Source organism: Duganella callida (genome assembly GCF_004614165.1).
Lineage (GTDB): Bacteria > Pseudomonadota > Gammaproteobacteria > Burkholderiales > Burkholderiaceae_D > Rugamonas > Rugamonas callida.
In genome coordinates, this window is record NZ_SPVG01000036.1 from 1 (window position 1) to 24,067 (window position 24,067).

Below are 24,067 nucleotides of genomic sequence, written 5' to 3' on the forward strand. Positions count from 1 at the left end.
GTCGTCAAGCCGAAGCGCCGCAGCAGCGCCGCCGCCTTGCCGGTGATGCGCGCGCCGGTCGCGCCCAGCGGGTGGCCGATGGCCATGCCGCCGCCGTCGATATTCAACACCTCCGGCCTGATGCCCAGTTCACGCACGCAGGCCAGCGCCTGCGAGGCGAAGGCTTCGTTGATCTCGGCCACATCGATATCCTGCGCCCCCAGGCCGGCCAGCCCGAGCGCCTTTTGCGTGGCCGGGATCGGGCCGATGCCCATCAGCGCCGGATCGACGCCGGTGGCGGCCATGGCGACGATGCGCGCGCTCGGCGTCAGGCCATGCTTGCGGGCGAACGCTTCCGACGTCACCAGCACGGCCGAGGCGCCGTCGGTCAGCGGCGACGAGGTACCGGCGGTGACCACGCCGTGTTCAGGATCGAACACCGGCTTGAGCGCGGCCAGCGCTTCCAGCGTGGTGCCGGGGCGGATGCAGCCGTCTTCCGCGACCGTCTCGCCGGCGGCGGTGGCGATGGGGACGATTTCATCCTGCAGCAGACCGGCGGCGCGCGCGGCGGCGGCCTTCTGATGCGACTGCAGCGCCAGCACTTCCTGGTCGGCGCGCGCCACCTCGTATTTGCGGGCGACGTTTTCGGCGGTATCGCCCATGCTGATATAGGCGTCGGTTTCGGCCAGCAGTTGTGGGTTGGGGGAGAAGTTGAAGCCGCCCTGCGGCACCATGGTCATCGATTCCACGCCGACGCACAGATAGGCTTCGCCCAGGCCGGCCTCGATATTGGCGGCGGCGATGTGGATGGCCGACATGGATGAGCCGCAGAAGCGGTTGATGGTCATGGCGGGCACCTCGTGCGGAAAACCGGCCAGCAGCGACACGATGCGCGCCAGATTGTTGCCCTGCGAGGATTCCGGGTAGGCACAGCCGAGGATCACATCGTCCAGCAGCCTGGGATCGAGGCCGGTACGCTGCATCAAGCCCTGCACCACCTGGGCCGCCAGGTCGTCGGGTCGGACTTCGGCCAGCTTGCCCTTGCGGGCGAAATGGAAGGGGGAGCGCGCATAGGCGCTGATCACTGCTTTCATGATGAACTCCTGTTTAAATTACGTTCATAATCAATAGGATTGATATATTACGCTCGTAATGTATAATGTCAATAGAGGGATTCTTCGGAGAGCAATCATGAAAGTCAGCAGGGAACAAGTTGCGCTCAACCGCGAGCGCATCGTCGAAACGGCCGCGCGCCTGTTTCGCGAAAAGGGGTATGACGGCATCGGCGTGTCCGACCTGATGAAAAGCGCCGGTCTGACCCACGGCGGCTTTTACGGCCACTTCGCCTCGAAGGAAGACCTGCTGGCCGAGGCCACCGCGTTCGCGTTGAGAAAATCGGTGGAGCGCTGGGAAGGCATGCTGGCCCATGGCGCGGACACCGCGCTGGAACGGATCGCCGACAGCTACCTGTCGCCCGAACACCGGGACAAGCCGGAGCTGGGCTGCTCGGTCACCGCGCTGGGCTCCGACATCGCGCGCCTGGGCGACAAGGCGCGTCACGCGCTGACCGAGGGCGCCGCCGGCCAGGTGGCCGTACTGGAACAACTGGTGCCGGGCGCGGACGATGCGGAAAAGCGCCAACAGGCCCTGGCGGCTTACGCCGCCATGGTCGGCGCCATCGTGCTGGCGCGCGCGGTCGACGACGCCGACCTGTCGCTGGAAATCCTCGCCGCCGCCAAGCAAGCGATAGCGGCCTGAAGATCGTTAGCGCCAGCCCAGGCCGGGCGCGACGTGCCTGAGGATGGCGTCGATCACGTGGGCACAGTAGTCCACGCCCAGCTGGTTCGGTACGGTCAGCAGCAGGGTGTCGGCTTCGGCGATGGCTTCGTCCTTGGCCAGTTCACGTATCAGCACATCCGGCTCGGCCGCGTAGTTGCGGCCGAATACCGCGCGGATATTCTCGTCGAGGAAGCCGATGGTGTCCTGCTCTTGCCGGCCCTGGCCGAAATACATGCGGTCCATGTCGTTGACCAGCGCGAAAATGCTGCGGCTGACCGATACGCGCGGCGTGCGCGTGTGTCCGGCCGCCCGCCACGCCGCGCGGTAGGCGCGAATCTGCTCCGCCTGCTGGATGTGCAGCGGTTTGCCGGTCTCGTCGTTCTTCAGCGTCGAGGTTTGCAGGTTCATGCCCATTTCGGCCGCCCATACCGCCGTGGCGTTGGAGGCGGAGCCCCACCAGATGCGCTCGCGCAGCGACGGCGAATGCGGTTCCACGCGCAGCAGGCCGGGCGGATTGGGGAACATCGGCCGCGGATTCGGTTCCGCGAAACCTTCCCCTTTCAGCACTTCGTAAAACACTTCGGTGTGGCGGCGTGCCAGGTCGGCGTGGGTTTCGCCTTCACCAGGCGCATAGCCGAAATAGCGCCATCCCTCGATCACCTGTTCCCCCGAACCGCGGCTGATGCCCAGTTGCAGGCGGCCGCCGGCGATCAGGTCCGCCGCGCCGGCATCTTCCGCCATGTACAGCGGATTTTCGTAGCGCATGTCGATCACGCCGGTGCCGATTTCGATCCGGCTGGTGCGCGCGCCCACCGCCGCCAGCAACGGAAAAGGGGAGGCCAGCTGCCGGGCGAAGTGGTGCACGCGGAAGTAGGCGCCGTCCGCGCCCAGTTCCTCGGCGGCCACCGCCAGGTCGATTGATTGCAGCAGCACGTCGGCCGCCGAGCGTGCGCGCGATTGCGGCGAGTCGGTCCAGTGGCCAAAAGAGAGAAAGCCGATTTTTTTCATGCGCCCAGTATAGCCGTCGCCCAAAAACGGCGCTGGCGACGCTTCTAAATAACTTTTATGCATAAGTATAGACAAAATTTGCATTTAGCATCGTCGCCGCCGTAAACTATGGCTTTCTGGAGCGTGGGATGAGCATGTTGCACTGGTTGAAGCACTACCGCAGCCACCAGCTGCCGGGCGATCTCAGCGCCGGGCTGGTGGTGGCGATGATGATGATCCCGCAGGGCATGGCCTATGCCCTGGTGGCCGGACTGCCACCGGTGGCCGGGATTTACGCCAGCATCGCGCCGCCCATGCTGTACGCGCTGTTCGGCAGCAGTTCGACCCAGTCGGTGGGGCCGATGGCCATCGTCTCGCTGATGACGGCCGCCGCGATTGGACCGCTGGCCGCGCCGGGTTCGGCGCTCGCCGGTGTGCTGGCGGGGCAGCTGGCGCTGATCGCCGGCGTGGTGTTGCTGCTGTGCGGCCTGCTGCGCATGGGCTTTCTGGCCAATTTCTTTTCGCGGCCGGTGATGAGCGGCTTCACTGTCGGCTCGGTCATCGTCATTGTGTTTGGGCAGCTGCACACCTTGCTCGGCGCGCCGCTGCCGCACGTGCATTTGCCCAGCGCCGGATTGGGCGCGGGGGCGCTGGCGCTGCTGGTCGGCGCGCGCTGGTATCTGGCGGCGCTGCTGCGGCGCTTCGGCTTGACGACGGTGGCGGCCAACATCGTCGCCAAGCTGGCGCCGATGTTCGTGGTTCTCGGTGGCATAGGGCTGATGGCCTGCACCAGCCTGGCCGCCATGGGCGTGCAGACCACGGGCGCCGTGCCCGCCGGCCTGCCGCACTTGAACCTAGCCGCGTCCAGCACGCACTGGCGACCCTTGCTGCAACCGGGACTGCTGATCGCCTTCGTCGTGTTCTTGATGTCGATGTCTGGCGCGCAGGCGCTGGCGCTCAAGCGCAACGAGAAGCTGGTCAGCAACCATGAATTGATCGGCCTGGGCGCGGCCAATGTCGCCAGCGCGCTGTCGGGCGGTTTTCCGGTGTCGGGCGGTTTGTCGCGTTCTGCCGTCAATTTCGCGGCCGGCGCGAATACGCCGCTGGCCAGCCTGATCACCGCCGCGCTGCTGGCCGTGGCCCTGCTGGCGCCGACCGGCTGGCTGGCGCTGCTGCCGCTGCCGGTGCTGGCGGCCACCATCATCGTGGCGGTACTGGGCATGCTGGAGCTGGATATCCTGCGCACCGCCTGGCAGTACGACCGCGGCGACGCGCTGGCCTGGGCCGCGACCTGCGGCGGTGTGCTGGCGCTGGGCGTGGAGGCCGGCGTGATCGTCGGCGTGGCGCTGTCGATGGGGACGCTGATCTGGCGGGCCAGCCGGCCGCACATCGCGGTGCTGGGGCGCATCGCCGGCACTGAGCATTTCCGCAATATCGAACGCTATCCGGCCGAAACCCAGCCGGAACTGCTGGTGCTGCGCATCGACGCCAATCTGTTCTTCGGCAATGTGGAAGCGGTCAATGCCCGTATCGAATGCGAGCTGGCGTTGCACAGCAGCGCGCGTCAGCTGCTGCTGGTGATGTCGGCGGTCAGTTCGATCGACACCACGGCGCTGCTGGCGCTGACGGAGCTGAATCAGAGCTTGCAGCGGCGCGGCATCGGCCTGCACCTGGCGGAAGTGAAGGGGCCGGTGATGGACCGGCTGCGCCACAGCAGCCTGCTGGATAAGCTGAATGGCAAGATTTACCTGAGCACCGCCCAGGCCTACGACGCGCTGCATCAGGCATGCACGTCGGCGATACCGGAAAAATAAATCTTTTAGGCAACAATATGCATGGACTTCATGGCGGTTTGACCCTATGATTTAAGCAGTCAACCCCAATGAATGGTTTTCCGATGTTGGTCCGCCTTGCCCGCCGTGCAGGAAAAGTCTCGATTGCCGTATTTGTCAGCGTCACGCTGACGGCCGTGGTGACGCTGGTCCTGACCACCTTTGCGCTGTATTTCTACCAGGTGGAGCGCGCCCAGCGCTGGGAGCAACTGCACAAGACCCTGGCCAACAGCGCCGACGAACTGGCCGCCGCCGTGGCGCTGCCGGCCTGGAATTTCGACGAGACGCAGATCGTCACCATCATGAAAAGCGGCTTGAGCAACCGCGACCTGTACGCCAGCGCGGTGGCGCCGGTGGCCAGCAACCAGCCCTTCATCCTGACCCGCAACGAACAGGCGCAGCTGGTCCCGGCCACGCGCCTGCCGGCCGATCCCGAGCTGTTGTCCGAGCAGCGTCCCATCGTCGCCGCCGGCCAGAATATCGGCACCATCACCGTGTACGCCTCGCCGGCGGTGCTGATCGAGCAGCTGCGCCAGCGCCTGTACACCATCGCCGGCCTGATTTTCGTGCTGGACGTGACGCTGGTGACCAGCCTGTACCTGCTGCTGTGGCAGTTGATCCTGAAGCCGCTGACCAATATCGAACGCTACGCCGCCAGCGTCAAGGCCGGGCAGAATTCCGGCGCCGCGCCGCCGCGCGACTGGTATTTCGGCGAGCTGCGCACGCTGAACGCCTCGATCCGCGAGATGGTGCGGTTGATGGAGAGCCGTTATGTCGCCATGCACGCCAGCGAGGAGCGGCTGCAGATCGCCTCCAGCGCGGCCGCCATCGGCATCTGGGACTGGAACATGGTCGGCGACCAGATGGTGTGGGACGATCAGATGTACCGCCTGCACGGCATGGAGGGACGCCGGTTGGAGCGGCCGATGGACGCCTGGCGCCAGATGGTCCATCCGGACGATCTGATCCCGACCGAGCTGCTGCTGCGGCGCGCACTGGATGGCGCCGGCGAGTATGACGTGGAGTTCCGCGTGATCTGGCCCGACGGCTCGACCCACTACATCAAGGCCGACGCCATGGTGTTCCGCGACGCCGAGGGTCAGCCGATGCGCATGGTCGGCGTGAACTACGACGTCACCGCCAGCCGCGTGGCCGAGCAGGAATTGCGCCGCCACCGCATCCACCTGGAAGACCTGGTGGCCGAACGCACCAACGCGCTGTCGGTGGCGGTGCGCCAGGCCGAGGCGGCCAACCGCGCCAAGAGCATCTTCCTGGCCAACATGAGCCACGAATTGCGCACGCCGCTGAATTCCGTGATCGGCTTCTCGCGCCTGATGGCCGATTCCAAGAACATGCTGCCGGAAGAGAAGCGCAACCTGGCCATCATTCACCGCTCCGGCCAGCACCTGCTTACGCTGATCAACGACATCCTGGAACTGTCCAAGATCGAGGCCGGCCGCGCCGTGCTGCAGACCGAGGTGGTCCACCTCGACGACATGTTGCAGGAAATGCTGGACATGGTCAGCATGCGCGCCGGCCAGACCGGGGTCGAGCTGGTGGTCGACAGCGTCGGCGTGCCGGCCAGCGCGCGCGTGGACGGCACCAAGCTGCGCCAGGTGCTGTTGAACCTGATGTCGAATGCGGTCAAGTTCACGGCCCAGGGCAAGGTCACGCTGCGCGTGCGCGGCGCCCATCGTCAGGGCGGCACCTGCGACCTGACCTTCTGCGTGATCGACAACGGCCCCGGCATCGCCCAGGAAGATCAGGCGCGCATCTTCGAACCGTTCATCCAGGCCGATGGCCCGGGGGCGAAGGAAGGCACAGGCCTTGGCTTGACCATCTCGCGCGAATTCGTGCAGCTGATGGGCGGCACGCTGAAGCTGGAATCGCGTCCGGGCGAAGGCGCCACCTTCCACTTCACGATCACCGTGCAGGTTGCCGACGCAGCCCCGGCCGCCGGCGCGGACGAAGTCAGCGCGCTGGCGCCGCCGCAACGGCGCCGCATCCTGCTGGCCGACGACAACGCCGACGGCTGCGCGCTGCTGGAAAGCCTGCTCAAGCCCCTCGGCTTCGAGGTGGCGGCGGTCGGCGACGGCGCGCAGGCGCTGGCCATGGTCGAGGTCTGGCAACCGGACCTGATCTTCATGGACTGGCGCATGCCGACACTCGATGGCCTGAACGCCACCCGCCAGATCCGCGCCAACCGGGACCGCCGGCAGCCGCGCATCGTGATGCTGACCGCGTCGGCCTTTGCCGAGGAGCGCACGGAAGCGCTGAACGCCGGCGCCGATGAATTCATGCGCAAGCCGGTCGAACAGGAACAGCTGTACGCGGTGCTGGAGCAGCAGCTCGGGCTGCAGTTCGTGCGGCGCCACCACGGCGCGCGCCAGCCGTCGCCGTCGCCGCTGCTGGCGGAGGATCTGCGCCGGCTGCAGCCGGCCTTGCGCGCGGACCTGAAGACCGCATTGCAGGAATTGAACCTGACGCTGGTGGCGCATCTGCTGGCGCCGCTGCCGCCGGAACTGGCCGAAGTGGCGGCGCGCATGGAGCACATGGTGCAGCTGCACCAGTATCCGCAGCTGTGCGCGTTGCTGGACCAGGCGGATAAGGAATTGGAGACCCCGGCCTGACCGGTATATGATAGTGAAAAAATAACAGAACAACTGTCCAGGCTAGAAAGTGCACATGCATCGCGATTTGTCGGAACAACATACCAAGGGCGAAGTGCTGATCGTGGAAGACACGCCGGCGTCGCTCAAGCTGCTCAGCGACCTGCTGACGGAGGCGGGCTACTACGTGCGCCAGGCGCCCAACGGCGAGCTGGCCCTGTGGACGGCGCAATCGCGTCCGCCGGAACTGATCCTGCTCGACGTGCGCATGCCCGGCATCGACGGCTTCGAGGTGTGCCGCCGTCTGAAGGCGTCGCCGGAGCTGAGCCGGGTGCCGGTGATCTTCCTGTCGGCCCAGCACGACACCGACGACAAGGTGCGCGGCTTCGCGCTCGGCGCGGTGGATTTCATCGCCAAGCCGTTCCAGACCGAGGAAATCCTGGCCCGCACCGACGCTCACGTGCGCCTGGGCCGCGCGCAGAAGGCGCTGGCGGCGGAGCGCGCGCTGCTGGAGGAACGCGTGGCCGAGCGCACCGCGGAACTGGCGAAGGAAGTCGAGCAGCGCCGCGCCAACGAGGAATTCCTGCGCCTGGCCAGCCAGGTGTTCGAGGCCACCCAGGATGCCATTGTGGTGGCCGACCCGCACGGCCACATCGTCGCCACCAATCCGGCCTTCACGCAGATTTCCGGCTATACCGCCAAGGAGGTGCTGGGCCGCAGCGTGGCGCTGCTGCACGCCGGCGAGCCGGATGCGGCCTCGTTCGCGGCCATGGTGCAGGCGGTGGCGAAAAGCGGCCACTGGTCGGGCGAGATCCTGGCGCGCCGCAAGAACGGCGACATCTATCCGGGCCTGCTGAGCGCCTCGGTGGTGCGCGACGAGGCGGGTCAGCTGATCAATCACGTGGCGGTGTTCATGGACATCACCGAGCGCAAGGCCGAACAGCACCTGATCGACTTCCTGTCCAACCACGACGCCCTGACCGGGCTGCCTAACCGCCTGCTGGCGCGCCAGCGCTTCGACCAGACGCTGGCCACGGCGCGGCGTGAAGGGCGCTGCGTGGCCGTCATGTGCCTGGACCTGGACCGCTTCAAGAGCATCAACGACTCCTACGGTCACCAGATCGGCGACAAGGCGCTGCAGGTGGTGTCGAAATACCTGACCGAGACGGTGCGCGAGGGCGATACCGTGACGCGCCAGGGTGGCGACGAATTCCAGATCATCATCGCCGACGAACCCCAGCTGGGCGTCACCATTGCGCTGGCGCAGAAGATCCTGGCCGGCCTGCGCAAGGACCTGGTGATCGACGGCCAGCAGATCACCGTCACCTCCAGCATCGGCATCGCCGTCAGCCTGACCGACGGCGACAGCTTCGATGAACTGGTGCGCAATGCCGACACGGCGCTGTTCCGCGCCAAGGAGATCGGCCGCGACAACTACGCCTTCTTCACCGAGCGCATGGACGCCGAGATCCGCGACAAGCTGGCGATCCAGAGCCAGCTGCGCGGCGCCATCGCGCGCGACGAATTCGAAGTCCACTACCAGCCGCAGGTCTGCCTGAAGACCGGCGCCATGGTCGGTGCCGAAGCGCTGCTGCGCTGGGATAACGCGGTGCTGGGCAAGGTGCCGCCCAACCGCTTCATCCCGCTGGCCGAGGAATACGGCCTGGCCAACTCCATCGGCGAGTGGGTGCTGGAAAGCGCCTGCGCGCAGATGAAGGTGTGGCACGACCAGGGCCTGGGGTATGTGAAGGTGTCGGTCAACCTGGCCGCCGCGCAGTTTGCCAACGACGCCACCGTACCCTACGTGGAAAGCACCTTGCGCAAGTTCGGCCTGGCGCCCGAGTATCTGGGCCTGGAAATCACTGAAGGCACGGTGATGGGCGATCCGAACAAGGCGGTGGCATCGCTGCGGCGCCTGAAGGATATCGGCGTCAGCATCTCGCTGGACGACTTCGGCACCGGCTATTCGAGCCTGAGCTATCTGAAGCGCTTCCCGATCGACGTGCTGAAGATCGACAAATCGTTCGTCGACGACGTCACCACCAACAGCGCCGACGCGGCGATCGCGCTGTCGGTGATCTCGCTGGCGCACAACCTGAACATGCGCGTGATCGCGGAAGGCGTGGAGACGCGCGAACAGATGCAGTTCCTGACGGAGCGCGGCTGCGACGAGATGCAGGGTTATTATTTCAGCCGTCCGCTGAACGCCGACGGCTTCACCGCGCTGCTGCGCGAACGCCGTAATTTGCGGGACATATCAAACTAACTGGAGCGTTATGGAAAAGAAGTTCAATGCCGCCATCGCCGGCGCATGCATGCTGTTATGTCTGAACACGGCGGGCGCCGCCACCGCCGCCAAGGCCAGTCCGGCCGACGCCCAGTTCAAGGCGATCTACACCCAGGAGTGGAAATGGCGCATGAGCCAGAAGCAGGAGGACGATGAGGACAGCGACAGCGGCGTCTCGACCTCGCTGCCGCGCATCGATCTCGCCACCCAGCAGCAGCGCCAGGCCTATTGGGAAGGCGTGATGAAAAAGCTGAACGGCATCCAGGAAGCGCGCCTGTCGCCGTCGGAGCGCATCAACTACCAGGTCTACAAGGCGCAGATCGCCGCGCTGATCGCCGCCCAGCAGTTCCGCGAATACGAAAAGCCGCTGAATGCCGATACCGCGTTCTGGTCCAACTTCGCCTCCGGCGCGCGCCGCCCGCTGACCAACGAGAAGCAGTACCGCGACTACATCAAGCAGTTGAGCGACACGCCGCGCTACTTCAACGAGGAGATGGTGAACATGCGCGCCGGCCTGGCGCGTGGCTTCACGCCGCCCAAGGTGACGCTGGTGGGGCGCGACGGTTCGATCAGCTCCGTCACCGACGCCAAGTCGGCGCAGGATACGGTGTTCTACACGCCGTTCAAGAAGATGCCGGCCACCATGCCGGCCGCGCTGCAGGAGGAACTGCGCGCCGCCGGCGCCAAGGCGATCGACAGCTACGTGCTGCCGTCCTACCGCACGCTGTTGAAGTTCATGCGCGAAGAATACGTGCCGCACACGCGCGAAGAACTGGCGGCCGAGAGTCTGCCGGATGGCAAGGCCTACTACCAGTCGAAGATCGTCGAATTCACCACCACCAGTCTGACGGCCGACCAGATCCACCAGGTCGGGCTGGACGAGATGGCCAAGATCCGCGCCGAGATGACCGACGTGATGAAGCAGGTGAACTTCGAGGGCGATCTGCCGGCCTTCCTGCAGTTCCTGCGCACCGACCCGCGCTTCTATGCCAAGACGCCGGACGAGCTGCTGATGCGCTCCGCCTGGGTGGCCAAGAAGTTCGACGGCAAGGTGGCGCAATACTTCGGCTACCTGCCGCGCCGCCGCTTTGCCGTGATCCCGGTGCCGGACGATCAGGCGCCGTTCTACACCTCGGGCCGCGGCGGTCCGGGCGTCTACCTGGTCAACACCTACAACCTGCCGTCGCGCGCGCTGTACAGCATGCCGGCGCTGACGCTGCACGAATCGGCGCCGGGCCACGCCTTCCAGATGCCGGTGGCGCTGGAGCAGAAGGGCCGCCCGCCGTTCCGCAACGCCTACATCTCGGCGTATGGCGAAGGCTGGGCACTGTACTGCGAACGTCTGGGCGCGGAGATGGGCATGTATGAAACCCCGTACGAAACCTTCGGCATGCTGAGCTATCAGGCCTGGCGCGCCTCGCGGCTGGTGGTCGATACCGGCATCCACAGCAAGGGCTGGACCCGCAAGCAGGCGCGGGACTACCTGCACGCCAACACGGCGCTGTCCGACCACGAGATCGAGACGGAAGTGGACCGCTACATCTCGTGGCCGGGCCAGGCGCTGTCCTACTATCTGGGCGAGATGAGCATCATCAACGCGCGCAAGAAAGCGGAGCAGGCGCTGGGCCAGAAGTTCGACATCCGCGCCTTCCACGACACCGTACTGCAACTGGGCTCGGTGCCGCTGCCGGTGCTGGAGGCGCGCATCGACCAATTCATCGCGGATGGCGGAAAAAATCCGTATCCGGGCCTCGAGTACACCAATTAACGCAGCATGTCGTTGGCGATCCACTGCAGCACCGGCGGCCGATGCGGCTGCCATCCCAGCTGCTTGCGCGCGCGCTCGCCGCGCACGCGGCTGTTGGAGCCGAGGCCGTACGAGGCCATCTCGTAGCCCCATTCTTCCTTCGCCTGATCCAGCGGCCAGTCCTGCGGCGCGCCCAGGCCGAGCGCCTTGGCGATGGCCGCGCTCATGTCGCGGAACGCCGCCTCACCGCTTTCGACGAAATAGAAGGCGCCGGCTTCGGTCTTGTCGAGCGCCAGCAGATACAGATCGACCACGTCGTCGATATGCACATTCGACCAGATGTTGCGGCCGGGGCCGACGTGGCGCACGATGCCGCTCTTGCGCGCTTGCCTGAGCAGGCGCGGCAGCTGCACCGAGTCGCGCGGCAGGGCGCCGTGCCCGTAGATCAGGGTGTTGCACAGCACCGCCGAGCGCACGCCTTTGCTGGCGGCGTCCAGCACCAACCGGTCGATCGCCACGCGCGCGGCCTTGTCGGCGGTGGGCTCGGGCAGATTGTCTTCGTAATAGATTTTGTCGGTGCCTTTGCCACCCGAGGCGTCGCCGACGATGCTGGAACCGCTGGTGTGCAGGAATACCGTGCCGCTGCCGGCCAGCGCCTCGATGAATGCCTCGACCGCCGTGCGGTTGTCGCTGCTGGCGGCGTTGATCACGGCGTCCGCCGCCCGCGCCTGCGCGATCAGCAGCTCGCGGTCGTTCAGCGTGCCGAGCACGCCGGTGACGCCGATCTGTTTGACTTCTTCCAGCTGTTCCGGCTTGCGCACCAGGCCCACCACTTCATGGCCAGCCTTCACCAGACCGGCGGCAATCGAACTGCCGATAAAACCGGCCGCGCCGGTGACGAATACCTTCATGTTCTGCTCCTGAATTCATTGCGGGAAGCAGACAGTATGGGGATGGCGCCGGCACGCACCAAGAGCGCCCGGCTCAAAGCTCCCTTGCGCCGGTTTCAATAATCAGAAGTAGATGGTGGCGGTGATGGTCGACTTGTAGGTATCCGGCTGCGGCGTGGCCTGCGCCGGTACGCTGCCGTACACGGTCAGGTTCTGCTGCTGGCCGGTGCCGGTGCCGGACAGCGTGTCGGTGCCCTGGGTGTTGCCCCAGTTGCCGCCGCCGGCGGTCAAACTCAGGTTGAAGGCGACTGTGCTGGTGTTGGCGCCGGTGCCGCTCATCACGCGGCTGGCAATGGAGGAGCCGGTGCCGGTACCGGCGCTCAGGCCGACGTTATAGGGCGTGGTGTTGGTGCAGGTGACGGCCAGCGTGGTGTTGGTGTTGACCGCGTTGGCCAGCACGCCCTGCGACTGGCCGAAGTCCAGCGGGTTGGCGGCGATGGTGCAGTCGGCGACGATGCGCATGGTGACGTCGAAGGTCGCGGTTTTGCTGCCGTTGCTGTAGACGGCGGCGCCGCCGATCATCGGGGCGAGCAGGGCGAGAATGGTGGCAACGGCGGTGATGCGTTTCATGGTGTACTCCAGAATGCGGACGAAATGGATCAAAAAAGAGGCCGCTAAGCTGGGGCGGGTGCTGCTCGGGGGATGATGTTAGCGCGGGTTGGGGCGCTGGAGGGTGTGCTGTTCGCGCCGGTCAGCCGTCTCTGCGGGCCGCCGTCGGAGTGCTGCGGGTTTAGAAGTAGACGGTCGCGGTGATCGTCGACTTGTAGGTGTCCGGTTGCGGCGTCGCCTGTGCCGGCACGGTGCCGTAGACGGTGTGGCTCTGCGCCGTGCCGGTGCCGGTGGCCGACTTGGTGTCGGTGCCCTGCGTGTTGCCCCAGTTGGTGGCGCCGGCGGTCTGGTACAGATTGAAGGCGACCGTGCTGGTGTTGGCGCCGGTGCCGCTCATCACGCGCGAAGCCACGGTGGAGCCGGTGCCGGTGCCGGCGTTCAGGCCGATGTTGTACGGCGTGGTGTTGGTGCAGGTGACGCTCAGCGTGGTGTTGACGTTGACCGCGGTGGCCAGCACGCCCTGATTCTGGCCGAAGTCCAGCGGCGTGGCGGCGATGGTGCAGTCGGTGACGATTTTCAGGGTGACGTCGAAGGTGGCGGTTTTGGAACCATTGCTGTAGACCGCGGCACCGCTCAACACCGGCAGCAGCAGGGCGCCGGTGGCGACAGCCAGCACGGCGCGGGACAGGGACTTGCTCATCATGATGACCTCCAATGGAAAAGACGGTGGGCACGCTCGGTACAACTTATGTTTCCGTGCTTCAATGGAGTCAATTATTCCTCAAGCGCGAAATCGCTGCTTTTGCTGCCGGGGACGGATCTTTTGGCGGCGTAGAAAACCGAAAAAATATTTGCTGCCTGGAACGTTTTTACAACAGCGCGCTTGTGCCGGCGGCGGTGGCGCTTTTGCTGGCGCTAGCGGCGGGCGCTGCGCAGCCCGCCTGGCGCGCATACGCCGAAGGGCTGAGTCCGCAAAACAGGCGGAACCGCTTGCTGAAGTGGCTTTGGTCCTCGTAGCCGGTCAGCGAGGCGATCTGTCCCAGCGAAAAGATGCCATCGCGTATCAGTTCCTGCGCGCGCAGCATGCGCACGCTTTCCAGGTAGGCCATGGCACTGACGCCGGCGCTCTCGCGGAACATGCGCGCAAAGTGGAAGCGGCTGACGTTGGCCAGGTTGGCCAGGGTCTGCAAGTCGATATGCTCATGCAAGTTGGCGCGGATGTAGTCTTGCACCCGCTGCAGCGCGCGCGGATGCAGCCGGGTGCGGCCATGTTCGGCGTGCGCCGGGTGCGTGCCCAGCCGATGCACCAGGTGACCGGCCAGCGCCATGGACAAGGCCTGGGTAATATAGGCCTGGCTGGCATGTTCCTGACTGTGCAGCTCATCCAGCAGTTGCAGTCCGAGCCGTTCGATGAAGGGGTCGCGCAAGCCGAAGTGGTTGTGCAGTTCGACCGTCTGCGGCGCGCCCGGCATCGCCAGCGCGGCATCGCGCAGCAGACCGGGCGGGATGCGCATCAGCAGCACGGCGCCGGCCTGGTCCCACAGCCAGCGCGATGGCATGCCGCGCGGGTGCACGGCGATATGGCCCCTGGCGACGTTGCGCACATCGGTCTGGCCGCCACGGATCTGCGTCAGCCGCGCGCAGCCGGCGGTACGCAGGGCCACCACGTCGTGATCCAGCGCCGGCGAGGCAGCCTCGCCGCCGGCAGGCGCGTCGTGCCAGTTGAGGGTGACGCCGCGCCAGCCACGGCCGATGCTGGTGGCGTCCGGCGGCGGGTCCAGGTGAAACGGGATTTCCGACGCATCTGAAGCAAAATCCGGCGACATGGCTTCACCTCACGTGAAAGATCGACAGCGGAGATCTCTTCAGCTTATCACTCTACGGCCGTGTCGAAACGCAAGAAAATACCAAAATTGCGCAAGCCAGGACTACAGGCTCTGTCACGTTGGCAAGATAATAAGCTGTCGTGGTGCAAGAAACCTGACATTCCAACTCGACGATATGGAGGGCGAATGAGTTACTCACTTGATGTGAACGGCAAAGTATTAAAGGCCGACGTGGATGGGGAGATGCCGCTGTTGTGGGTATTGCGCGACACTCTCGGCATGACCGGCACCAAGTTCGGCTGCGGCGCCGCGCTGTGCGGGGCGTGCACCGTCCACGTGGATGGGCTGGCCCGGCGCTCGTGCGTGATGCCGGTGTCGCTGGTCCGCGGCGGCAAGGTGAAAACCATCGAGGGCCTGAGCGCGAGCCCGGTCGGCCGCACCGTGCAGCAGGCCTGGCTGGACCTGGATGTGGCGCAATGCGGCTATTGCCAGTCCGGGCAGCTGATGCAGGCGACCGCGCTGCTGGAGGCCAACCCCAACCCCAGCGACGAGGAAATCGCCCAGGTGATGGCCGGGAATATCTGCCGCTGCGGCACCTATGACCGCATCCGCGCCGCGATCCGCCAGGCGGCGCAAGCCCTGGCGCAAGGCACCCAGCGGGGGGCGCCATGAGAGCCCGCGGCTGCTGGTTGGCGCTGGCCTGGCTGGTGACCGGACCGCTGCAGGCCGCCTCGGGCGCCGAACAGGTGTCCGCCGCGGCGCCGCTCAAGGCGCCGGCCGAATTCCAGAACATCCAGGATAAAAACGCGCGCTCGGTGGCGTTGTTCGTCGAGGCGGGCAAGGTGATCAACAGCCCGCGCTGCATGAATTGTCATCCCGCGCTGCGCGCGCCGACGCAGGGCGACGACCGCCATCCGCACGTGCCGCCGATCGCCGCCGGCGAGTCCGGCATGGGCAAGCCCGGCCTGTTCTGCATGGCCTGTCACCAGACCCGGACGGTGGCGTTGAGCGGCACCGCGTTCCCCTCGATTCCAGGCCACGAACACTGGATGCTGGCGCCCGAGTCGATGGCCTGGCAGGGCAAGACGCTGGGCCAGATCTGCGAACAGATCAAGGATACCAAGCGCAACGGCGGCCGCGACCTGAAGCAGATCACCGAGCACATGGGCAAGGACACGCTGGTCGGCTGGGCCTGGCACCCCGGTCCGGGCCGCACGCCGGCGCCCGGCACCCAGGAAGTGTTCGGCCAGTTGATCCAGGCGTGGATCGACAACGGCGCGCAGTGCCCGCGCTGAACCGAACCTGGCGGCGCGATATGCACTGATCTGGTGCATGTCGCCATATCCTGGTGCGGACAGGCGCCGGCCAGCGGAGATTCCGCTGGCACAGCGATTGCATAAGACAAGACATTATTTCTCTCGACAGTGTCATGCCCGACTGCACCGCGCCCCGCGATTACGCCGTTCAGACCGCCAGCAGCAGCTGGCAGGCCGCGCTCACGCTGGGCTTTGCCGACGACGATGGCGCCACGCGGCTGTACAACAAGCTTCACTACGGCCCGCTGCGCGTGCAGAAGGCGCTGTATCCGGAAGATGCGCGCGTGTGCCAGGCCATCATCGTCCACCCGCCGGGCGGCGTGGTGGGCGGCGACCGGCTGGAGATCGACATCGGTGTCGGCGACCGCGCCCATGCCTTCATCACCACGCCCGGCGCGGCCAAGTGGTACAAGGCCAACGGCAAGACCTCGCGCCAGGACATCCACCTGCACGTGAACCGGGATGCCGCGCTCGAATGGCTGCCGCAGGAAACGATCTTTTTTGATACCGCTAACGTCGAGCTTGACCAGCACATCGAACTGGCGGCCGGCGCCACCTACATCGGCTGCGAGATCCTGTGCATGGGCCGGCGCGGCTCGGGCGAGAGGTTCGCCAGCGGCGCGGTGCGTCAACGCAGCAGCATCCGCCGCGACGGCCGCTTGATCTGGTGGGAGCAGGGCGTGATGCTGGGCGGTCGCCTGGACAGCCCGCTGACCTTGAACGCGCACACCGTGTGCGCCACCCTGATCGCCGCCGGCAAGCCGCTGCCGGCGGCGCTGCTCAACGCACTGCTGAACGATATCCGCGCCGACATCGCCGCCGACGGCGGTCACGTGTTCGGCATCACCCAGACCAAGGGCGTGCTGGTCGCGCGCCACCTCGGCGACGACAGCGAAACCGCGCGCCGCCTGATGCTCACCGTGTGGCGCCGTCTGCGTCCGCATCTGCTGGGGCGCGAGGCCGTCACGCCGCGCATCTGGCAAACCTGAGAAAGAAAAACGTATGGATCTGACGCCACGCGAAAAAGACAAGCTGTTGATTTTTACCGCCGGCCTGCTGGCGGAACGCCGCCTCGCACGCGGCTTGAAGTTGAATTACCCGGAAGCGGTGGCGCTGATTACCTGCGCCATCATGGAAGGTGCCCGCGACGGCAAAACTGTCGCCCAGCTGATGTCCGACGGCACGCGCATACTCACGCGCGCCGACGTCATGGAGGGTATCCCCGAAATGATCCCCGACATCCAGGTCGAAGCGACGTTCCCCGATGGGAGCAAGCTTGTGACTGTCCACAACCCCATCCCATAAAGGAGTTCATCATGATTCCAGGTGAATACAAGCTTGAAGAGGGCGAGATCGGCCTGAATGTCGGTCGCGAGATCACCACCGTGGTGGTCACCAACCAGGGCGACCGGCCGGTGCAGATCGGCTCGCATTTTCACTTCTTTGAAGTCAATTCGGTGCTCAAGCTCGAGCGCTGGAAAGCCTACGGCATGCGCCTGAATATCGCCGCCGGCACCGCCGTGCGTTTCGAGCCGGGCCAGCAGCGCACGGTGGAACTGGTGAAGCTGGACGGCGACCAGGAAGTATACGGCTTCAACGGCAAGGTAATGGGCAAGCTGAACTCCACACCACCCAAAACATAAGGCTCTCATGGCTACAATTTCGCGCCGCGCCTACGCGGAGATGTTCGGTCCCACCACCGGGGACCGCATTCGCCTGGCGGACACTGAACTGTTTATCGAGATCGAAAAGGATTACGCCACCTACGGCGAGGAAGTGAAATTCGGCGGCGGCAAGGTGATCCGCGACGGCATGGGCCAGTCGCAGCGCGTCGCCGCCGAGGTGATGGATACGGTGATCACCAACGCGGTGATCGTCGATCACTGGGGCATCGTCAAGGCCGATATCGGCATCAAGAACGGCATGATCGCCGGCATCGGCAAGGCCGGCAATCCGGACATCCAGCCGAATGTAACGATGGCGATCGGCGGCGCGACCGAAATCATCGCCGGCGAGGGCATGATCGTCACCGCCGGCGGGGTGGACACGCATATCCACTTCATCTGCCCGCAGCAGATCGAGGAGGCGCTGATGAGCGGCGTCACCACCATGATAGGCGGCGGCACCGGGCCATCGGCCGGCACCTCGGCCACCACCTGCACGCCGGGACCGTGGCACCTGCATGCGATGCTGCAGGCGGCCGATGCGTTCCCGATGAACCTGGGCTTCCTCGGCAAGGGCAACGTCAGCCTGCCGGAGCCGCTGGAAGAACAGATCCGCGCCGGCGCCATCGGCCTGAAGCTGCACGAAGATTGGGGCAGTACCCCGGCCGCCATCGACAACTGCCTGTCGGTGGCGGACACGATGGATATCCAGGTGGCGATCCACACCGACACGCTGAACGAAGGCGGCTACCTGGCCGATACGCTGGCGGCGTTCAAGGACCGCACCATCCACACCTTCCACACGGAGGGCGCGGGCGGCGGCCATGCGCCGGACATCATCGCGGCGGTGGGCGAAGCGAACGTGTTGCCGTCGTCGACCAATCCCACCCGGCCGTTCACGGTGAACACGCTGGACGAACACCTGGACATGCTGATGGTCTGCCACCACCTGGACGCGGCCATTACCGAGGACGTGGCGTTCGCCGAGTCGCGCATCCGCCGCGAGACCATCGCCGCCGAAGACATCCTGCACGACATGGGCGCGGTGTCGATGATGTCGTCCGATTCGCAGGCCATGGGCCGGGTGGGCGAGGTGATCATGCGCACCTGGCAGACGGCGCACAAGATGAAGGTGCAGCGCGGTCCGCTGGCGCCCGACTCGGCGCGCAACGACAACTTCCGCGTCAAGCGCTACATCGCCAAGTACACCATCAACCCGGCCATCACGCACGGTATCGCGCACGCGGTGGGCTCGGTCGAAGTGGGCAAGATCGCCGATCTGGTGCTGTGGAAGCCCGCCTTTTTCGGCGTCAAGCCGCAGACCATCCTGAAAGGCGGTATGATCGCCGCCGCGCTGATGGGCGATCCCAACGCCTCGATCCCGACCCCGCAACCGGTGCATTACCGTCCCATGTTCGGCGCCTTCGGCGGCGGCCTGAAAAAGTCGTTCACGTTTGTGTCGCAATCGGCGTACGACGCCGGCATCGGCGAGCAGCTGAAACTGAACAAGACGCTGATCGTCGCCAAGGGCATGCGCGCGCTGCGCAAGTCGGACATGATCCACAACGACCTGGCGCCGACGATGGACGTCAATCCCGAAACCTATGAAGTGCGCGCCAATGGCGAGCTGCTGGTCTGCGAGGCAGCGGCCGTGCTGCCGATGGCGCAGCGTTATTTCCTGTTCTGACCATGCTGACATTACATACCAAGATTCCGCACGCTGACGCCATCGCCGCGCAACTGGTGCTCCCTTATGAGCTGCGCGAGAAATGCCGCCTGCGCGCGACGCTCGACAATGGCGAGGATGTCGCCGTCTTCACCGTGCGCGGCACCGTGCTGCGTGATGGCGATCTGCTGACCGGTGAGGACAAGCGCGTGATCAAGGTGGTGGCAGCGCGGGAGCCGACCTACAAGGTCACCTGCGCCGATCCGCAATCGCTGCTGCGCTGCGCTTTCCACCTGGGGAACCGCCACACGCAGGCGCAGGTGGGCGAGGGCTTTCTACGCATCCGCGCCGACAAGGTGCTGAAGGAGATGCTGGCCGGTCTGGGCGCGATGGTGGAGGAAGAGATGGCCGCCTTCGAGCCGGAGTCCGGCGCTTACGGCGGCGGTCACGCGCACCACCACGACGGTCCGCTGGCGCCCATCCCGTTGCGCCAGAAGATCCACCGTCCGGGCGATCCGAAATGAGCCACATGTCATTCCCGCGCACGCGGGAATCCATGCAGGGCATCCTGTCATGCGTTCTATGGATTCCCGCTTGCGCGGGAACGACGGGATGACGGCCGCCGGTCTGCTGCACCTGCTGCAATTCGCCAGCCCGGCCTTGCCGATCGGCGCCTACAGCTATTCGCAGGGGCTGGAGGCCGCGCTGGAGAATGGCACCGTGCACAACGCCGACATGGCCCGTGCCTGGATCGTCCGCCACCTGCACGAAGTGGTGGCGCAATGGGAAGCGCCGGTTGCCTGGCGCCTGATGCAGGCATGGTCGCGCCGCGACTGGCCGGCCGTCGCCGAGTGGAGCGAAAAATTCATCGCCTCGCGCGACAGCGCCGAATTCCGCGCCGAGACCATCCAGATGGGCTACTCGCTGGTCAAGCTGATCGCCGAACTCGGCATCGCCGACGCGGAAATGCTGCGCCACCTGCAAAGCGAAGCGGAAGTCGCGCTGCCCACCGCCTTTACCTGCGCTGTCGCCGCGCTGGACATTCCGCACGACGCGGCACTGCTGGCCATGCTGTTCGCCTGGGCCGAGAACCAGGTGCTGGTGTGCGTGAAGTCGGTGCCGCTGGGGCAGGTGGCCGGCCAGCGCATGCTGCTGTCGCTGCGTGAAGAAATCGAAGCCGCCGCTGCTTACGCGCAGGCCGTCAGCGACGACGACATGTGCAACTGGGCGCCCGGCCTGTCGCTGCTGTCGATGCAGCACGAAGTTCAATACAGCCGTTTATACAGATCCTGAAAGAGCAAACATCATGACAACCACCAATCCTCTTCGCGTCGGCATCGGCGGCCCGGTCGGTTCGGGCAAGACCGCGCTGTGCGAAATGCTGTGCAAGGGCATGCGCGACCATTACGACATGGCCGTGATCACCAACGACATCTACACCAAGGAAGACATGGAAATCCTGCTGCGCGCGGACGCGCTGCCGGCCGAACGTCTGATGGGCGTGGAAACCGGCGGCTGCCCGCACACCGCGATCCGCGAAGACGCCTCGATCAATCTGGAAGCCATCGCCCGCATGCAGGCCGACTTCCCCGACCTGGACCTGATCCTGGTCGAATCGGGCGGCGACAACCTGGCCGCAACGTTCAGCCCCGAACTGTCCGACCTCACCATCTACGTCATCGACGTCGCCGGCGGCGAGAAGATTCCGCGCAAGGGCGGTCCCGGCATCACGCGCTCCGATCTGCTGATCATCAACAAGACCGACCTGGCGCCGCACGTGGGCGCAAACCTGGACATCATGGCGCGCGACGCCAGGCAGCAGCGCGGCAGCCGGCCATTCATCTTCACCAATCTGCGCAGCGGCGAGGGCGTGAGCGCAGTGATCGATTTCATACGCGAACAGGGTCTGCTCGGTCAGGCGCCACACTAACAGGGGAGAGAAAATGAAGAAAACTATCGCAGCAATCGCGCTGGCCGGCGCCAGTACCGCCGCACTGGCGCATACCGGAGCGGGTCCGCATACGCACGGCTTCCTGGACGGCTTCGCGCATCCGTTCACCGGCATCGATCACTTGCTGGCGATGCTGGCGGTCGGCGCCTGGAGCGCGCGCCAGCAAAACGGCCGGTGGCTGCCGGCCACCTTCATCGGCATGCTGATGGCCGGCATGGCGGCCGGCGCGGCCGGGTTGTCGGCGCCGGGACTGGAAACCGGCATCGCGCTGACGGTGGCGCTGCTGGGCGTGCTGATCGCGCTGGCGGCGCGCTTGCCGGCGCTGCCCGCGGCCCTCATGGTCGGCGGCTTCGCCCTGTTACACGGCAATGCCCACGGTCTGGAACTGCCGCAGGCGTCCAGCGCCGCCGGCCTGCTGCTGGCAAGCGTCATGCTCGTGCATGGCGGCCGATTGCTGGGCCGCGGCAGCCCGGCGCTGGCGCTGAAGGCATCGGGCGCGGCGATTGCCGTCAGCGGTCTGGCGATGCTGTCGCTGTAACTGCAAGTAACTTTCATGTTGCAGGCGCAATGCTTCGATTTTTGCGGCAATTGCGCCCATTTCCTCGTTTGTGGCGGGAATGCGTCAACAATCGTCATGCAAGTCACCGTGCTTTTTCATAGCTAAAAGCAAATTTTCTACGAAATAATGAAGAAATAACAATTGATAGTTGAGGTATAAAACAACTGTTGGTCTCTTTGGTAGCGATAACATAAGTTGGCAACACTTCGGGTTTTTAAACTTCAAGGGAAAGTCAACTATATGAAACGTTTGCTTCTGCTGGGTTGGGCCACGAGTTTGGCAAGCTGTGCGCTGCTATCGACCAGCCATGCCGCGACCATCGATTTTGAGACAGTGACCAATGTGGTGTCGCCGGTGCTGGCCGACGGCGACAGCTTGTACGCCAACGGCGATCAGTTCCGCACCGGTGGCTTCCTGGCCACGGTCAGCGACAGCCGCTATGCGCAAAGCCTGCCGGATTATCAGCCCGGCGGCCTGGCCGGGATGGTGATGAACAGCTGGACCTCGTGCATCATCAACGCCTGCCCGTACAACGAGAGCCACTTCTTTGCGGGCATGAATGGCGGCAGCATCACGCTGCAGCGCGAGGATGGCGCCGCGTTCCGCCTGGAGAGCCTGAACTACGGCTTCATTTCGCGCGACTGGGATCTGCCGCCGATGGTGTACGGCCGGCTGATGGTGGAGGCGACGCTGGCCGACGGCAGCGTGGTCAAGCTGGAGCAGGACATGCCGGCGGAAGAGCCGATGTCGCTGAACTGGGACTTCAGCGCGCAACTGGGCGGCCGCGCGATCAGCCGGGTGGAAATCGGCTCCTGCGTGTTCGACAGCCTGGGCGCCTGCGTCAACAACGACAGCACCTTGAACCAGGCGCAGTTCGCGCTGGACAATATCAACGTCAGCGCGGTGCCGGAACCGGCCGAGGCGGCGCTGCTGCTGGCCGGCCTGTCCCTGCTGGCCGCGCGCCGCCGTCGCGGCAAGCCTGCAGCGGCGGGAGGTGCGGCATGAAGACCATCCTGATTTCCGCCGGCTCGCTGCTGCTGGCCGCCCTCGGCGCCGCCCAGGCGGCGGAAGGGCGTCTGCCTTACCTGGTGCAGCTGGACGGTAAGCCGGCGGCATCGTACGCCGGCGGCGTCGCCAGCCTGAAGGCGACCATGCCGGCCGCCGGCCAGAAGCTGGCGGCGGCGTCGGCCGAGGTGCAGCGTTACAGCGGCTACCTCGAGCAGCAGCAGCGCAAGGTGCTGGCCAACGCGCCGCAGGCCAGGCTGATGCACAGCTACCAGCTGGCCTACAATGGCTTCTCCGCCATGCTGACGCAGAGCGAGGCGCGCGCGCTGAAGGCGCAGCCCGGCGTGCTGGCGGTGCGGCGCGAGTATGCGCGCCATGTCGATACCCATTACACGCCGACCTATCTGGGGCTGGACGGTCCGAACGGCTTGTGGAGCAAGGTGGGCGGCGACACCAAGGCGGGCGAGAACATCGTCATCGGCTTGATCGACACCGGCATCTGGCCGGAGAATCCGGCCTTCGCCGACCGCGTGGACAGCAGCGGCGCACCGACCTTCGACGCCGGCGGCAAGCTCGCGTACGGCGTACCGCCGGCCAACTGGAAGGGCGCCTGCGTGGGCGGCGAGGGCTTCGATGTCGGCACTTGCAACAACAAGCTGATTGGCGCGCGCTACTTCAACCAATCGTTCAAGGCCGATGGTCGCACGCTGCACTGGACCGAGTTCGACTCGCCGCGCGATTCGGTCAACGCCACCAGCTCGCACGGCGGCCATGGCACGCACACGGCATCGACGGCGGCCGGCAACCACGGCGTGTCGGCCCGGCTGGACGGCGTGCAGGTGGGACTGGCTTCCGGCATGGCGCCGCGCGCGCGCATCGCCGTGTACAAGGTCTGCTGGACCTACAACGACCCCGATGCGGCCACCGGTTCCACCAACAGCTGCTACGAGGGCGACGCCATCGCCGCCGTCGAGCAGGCGATCAGGGATGGCGTCAATGTGCTGAACTTTTCGATCAGCGGCAACCCTTACACGGTGGACGATCCGGTCGACCAGGCGTTCCTGGGGGCGGCGAATGCCGGCATCTTCGTCGCCTCGTCGGCCGGCAACGCCGGGCCGTACTACCTGCCGGCCGCGCATGGCGTGCCGTGGATGACGTCCGTGGCGGCGGCCAGCCATGACCGCCAGACCGGCGCGGAATTGAAGCTGGACGACGGCACGCGCTTCATCGGCGCCTCGCTGAACAGTGCGCCGCTGGCGGCCACCCGCCTGGTGCTGGCGCGCGATGCGGGCGCCACGCCGTTCGACCAGTTGTCGGCGGCCGACCAGGCGGCGCGCAGCCTGTGCTTCACGGCGGCCGAC

Annotated in this window: 23 protein-coding genes; 17 read left to right on the top strand and 6 right to left on the bottom strand. The window is 65.7% G+C overall.

Annotated elements, in window-relative coordinates:
- Positions 1-1,073 (bottom strand): thiolase family protein (locus E4L98_RS03910; protein WP_135200265.1); only part of this gene is annotated, 1,073 nt, incomplete at its 3' end.
- 97 nt (positions 1,074-1,170) lie between these two features.
- Between E4L98_RS03910 and E4L98_RS03915 the strand changes: the two genes are divergently transcribed.
- Complete coding sequence (locus E4L98_RS03915) at positions 1,171-1,737, top strand: TetR/AcrR family transcriptional regulator (RefSeq protein WP_135200266.1); 567 nt, start codon at positions 1,171-1,173, stop codon at positions 1,735-1,737.
- Between the two features lie 6 nt (positions 1,738-1,743).
- Here the strand turns inward: E4L98_RS03915 and E4L98_RS03920 are convergent, their stop codons facing one another.
- Entirely contained in the window at positions 1,744-2,766 is a 1,023-nt protein-coding gene (locus tag E4L98_RS03920; protein ID WP_135200267.1) for an LLM class flavin-dependent oxidoreductase, read from the bottom strand.
- A gap of 134 nt (positions 2,767-2,900) precedes the next feature.
- On the opposite strand from E4L98_RS03920, the gene E4L98_RS03925 reads away from it, so the two are divergent.
- The 4 genes from E4L98_RS03925 to E4L98_RS03940 all read left to right on the top strand — a co-directional run bounded on the left by E4L98_RS03925 (position 2,901) and on the right by E4L98_RS03940 (position 11,241).
- The gene (locus tag E4L98_RS03925; protein WP_135200285.1) at positions 2,901-4,559 is read left to right on the top strand and encodes a SulP family inorganic anion transporter; all 1,659 of its coding nucleotides are present in this window, start codon (positions 2,901-2,903) and stop codon (positions 4,557-4,559) included.
- A gap of 83 nt (positions 4,560-4,642) precedes the next feature.
- On the top strand, positions 4,643-7,207 hold the full coding sequence (locus E4L98_RS03930) for an ATP-binding protein (RefSeq protein ID WP_135200268.1): 2,565 nt from the start codon (positions 4,643-4,645) through the stop codon (positions 7,205-7,207).
- A 55-nt stretch (positions 7,208-7,262) separates the two neighbouring features.
- Positions 7,263-9,452: an EAL domain-containing response regulator gene (locus tag E4L98_RS03935; protein ID WP_135200269.1), complete on the top strand. Its 2,190-nt coding sequence runs from the start codon at positions 7,263-7,265 to the stop codon at positions 9,450-9,452.
- Between the two features lie 10 nt (positions 9,453-9,462).
- Positions 9,463-11,241: a DUF885 domain-containing protein gene (locus E4L98_RS03940; protein ID WP_135200270.1), complete on the top strand. Its 1,779-nt coding sequence runs from the start codon at positions 9,463-9,465 to the stop codon at positions 11,239-11,241.
- Here E4L98_RS03940 and E4L98_RS03945 read toward each other — a convergent pair.
- The 4 genes from E4L98_RS03945 to E4L98_RS03960 all read right to left on the bottom strand — a co-directional run bounded on the left by E4L98_RS03945 (position 11,238) and on the right by E4L98_RS03960 (position 14,545).
- Positions 11,238-12,131 (bottom strand): NAD-dependent epimerase/dehydratase family protein, encoded by an 894-nt coding sequence (locus tag E4L98_RS03945; RefSeq protein ID WP_135200271.1) that lies wholly within the window; start codon positions 12,129-12,131, stop codon positions 11,238-11,240. The genes E4L98_RS03940 and E4L98_RS03945 overlap by 4 nt on opposite strands.
- A gap of 102 nt (positions 12,132-12,233) precedes the next feature.
- Positions 12,234-12,740 carry a Csu type fimbrial protein gene (locus E4L98_RS03950; protein WP_135200272.1) on the bottom strand — a complete coding sequence of 169 codons (507 nt, stop codon included), beginning with the start codon at positions 12,738-12,740 and terminating at the stop codon, positions 12,234-12,236.
- A 160-nt stretch (positions 12,741-12,900) separates the two neighbouring features.
- Positions 12,901-13,422, bottom strand: a complete 522-nt coding sequence (locus E4L98_RS03955) for a Csu type fimbrial protein (RefSeq protein WP_443093086.1) — start codon at positions 13,420-13,422, stop codon at positions 12,901-12,903.
- Positions 13,423-13,588: 166 nt separating this feature from the next.
- A complete protein-coding gene (locus E4L98_RS03960; RefSeq protein WP_135200273.1) occupies positions 13,589-14,545 on the bottom strand; it encodes a helix-turn-helix domain-containing protein in 957 nt (318 codons plus the stop codon).
- 186 nt (positions 14,546-14,731) lie between these two features.
- On the opposite strand from E4L98_RS03960, the gene E4L98_RS03965 reads away from it, so the two are divergent.
- The 12 genes from E4L98_RS03965 to E4L98_RS04020 form a co-directional block, all read left to right on the top strand.
- Positions 14,732-15,217, top strand: a complete 486-nt coding sequence (locus E4L98_RS03965; protein WP_135200274.1) for a (2Fe-2S)-binding protein — start codon at positions 14,732-14,734, stop codon at positions 15,215-15,217.
- Positions 15,214-15,840, top strand: coding sequence for an Isoquinoline 1-oxidoreductase subunit (locus tag E4L98_RS03970; protein WP_135200275.1), 627 nt, complete (start codon positions 15,214-15,216; stop codon positions 15,838-15,840). The genes E4L98_RS03965 and E4L98_RS03970 overlap by 4 nt, the downstream gene beginning before the upstream one ends.
- 134 nt (positions 15,841-15,974) lie before the next feature.
- The gene (locus E4L98_RS03975) at positions 15,975-16,850 is read left to right on the top strand and encodes an urease accessory protein UreD (RefSeq protein WP_135200276.1); all 876 of its coding nucleotides are present in this window, start codon (positions 15,975-15,977) and stop codon (positions 16,848-16,850) included.
- A gap of 13 nt (positions 16,851-16,863) precedes the next feature.
- Entirely contained in the window at positions 16,864-17,166 is a 303-nt protein-coding gene (locus E4L98_RS03980) for an urease subunit gamma (protein WP_135200277.1), read from the top strand.
- A gap of 11 nt (positions 17,167-17,177) precedes the next feature.
- On the top strand, positions 17,178-17,504 hold the full coding sequence (locus E4L98_RS03985) for an urease subunit beta (protein WP_135200278.1): 327 nt from the start codon (positions 17,178-17,180) through the stop codon (positions 17,502-17,504).
- Positions 17,505-17,511: 7 nt separating this feature from the next.
- Positions 17,512-19,212 (top strand): urease subunit alpha, encoded by a 1,701-nt coding sequence (ureC, locus tag E4L98_RS03990; RefSeq protein ID WP_135200279.1) that lies wholly within the window; start codon positions 17,512-17,514, stop codon positions 19,210-19,212.
- Positions 19,213-19,214: 2 nt separating this feature from the next.
- Positions 19,215-19,715, top strand: coding sequence for an urease accessory protein UreE (gene ureE, locus E4L98_RS03995; RefSeq protein WP_135200280.1), 501 nt, complete (start codon positions 19,215-19,217; stop codon positions 19,713-19,715).
- A gap of 88 nt (positions 19,716-19,803) precedes the next feature.
- Positions 19,804-20,484, top strand: a complete 681-nt coding sequence (locus E4L98_RS04000) for an urease accessory protein UreF (protein ID WP_167761269.1) — start codon at positions 19,804-19,806, stop codon at positions 20,482-20,484.
- A gap of 13 nt (positions 20,485-20,497) precedes the next feature.
- A complete protein-coding gene (gene ureG, locus E4L98_RS04005; RefSeq protein WP_135200282.1) occupies positions 20,498-21,121 on the top strand; it encodes an urease accessory protein UreG in 624 nt (207 codons plus the stop codon).
- 13 nt (positions 21,122-21,134) lie between these two features.
- On the top strand, positions 21,135-21,680 hold the full coding sequence (locus E4L98_RS04010; RefSeq protein ID WP_135200283.1) for a HupE/UreJ family protein: 546 nt from the start codon (positions 21,135-21,137) through the stop codon (positions 21,678-21,680).
- A gap of 261 nt (positions 21,681-21,941) precedes the next feature.
- Entirely contained in the window at positions 21,942-22,706 is a 765-nt protein-coding gene (locus E4L98_RS04015) for an NF038120 family PEP-CTERM protein (RefSeq protein ID WP_135200284.1), read from the top strand.
- A partial coding sequence (locus tag E4L98_RS04020) for a S8 family peptidase (protein ID WP_167761270.1) occupies positions 22,703-24,067 on the top strand: 1,365 nt, incomplete at its 3' end. The genes E4L98_RS04015 and E4L98_RS04020, both read left to right, overlap by 4 nt.